The sequence below is a fragment of the uncultured Vibrio sp. genome, assembly GCF_947488985.1.
In the GTDB taxonomy this organism is placed as follows: Bacteria; Pseudomonadota; Gammaproteobacteria; order Enterobacterales; family Vibrionaceae; genus Vibrio.
In genome coordinates, this window is sequence record NZ_CANLBV010000290.1 from 1 (window position 1) to 511 (window position 511).

1 pseudogene is annotated in these 511 nt (G+C 49.1%); it reads left to right on the forward strand.

Features of this window, described 5'->3' with window-relative positions:
• Positions 1 to 511, forward strand: a pseudogene (locus Q1A70_RS20385) (IS3 family transposase); the annotation flags it as partial.

Genomic DNA, 511 nt, shown 5'->3' on the forward strand with positions numbered 1-511 from the left:
TTGGTTCTACGAAAAAAGCTCAGAGCCTTTTACGGGGAAGAGCCAGAGGACGACTAACCTCAACCGATGAAAGGCAGTACCTAATTACTCTTATCCACGATGCTAAGCAAAGTGGTTGCCGCTTAGAGCTGGCTTGTCGTGAGGTTCAAATTGACGTGAGAACCTATCGTCGATGGTATCGACAAGGAGAGGTTCAGGTGGATAAAAGACCGACCTGTGCTAGGCCAGAGCCAGCTAACAAGCTCTCGCAGCAAGAGCGTGATGCGATTATCGAGGTATGTAATCGCCCAGAGTTCGCGAGCTTACCTCCAACGCAAATCGTACCGACACTGCTTGATAAAGGTGAGTATATCGCTTCAGAGTCGAGCTATTATCGGGTACTGAGTGCACAAGGGCAACTTCACAACCGAGGCCGTCAACGGAGTAGACAAAAGCAAGCGAAGCCAACGAGTTATACGGCGACAGGCTCGAATCAAGTCTACACATGGGATATCACTTACTTGCCTTCAAA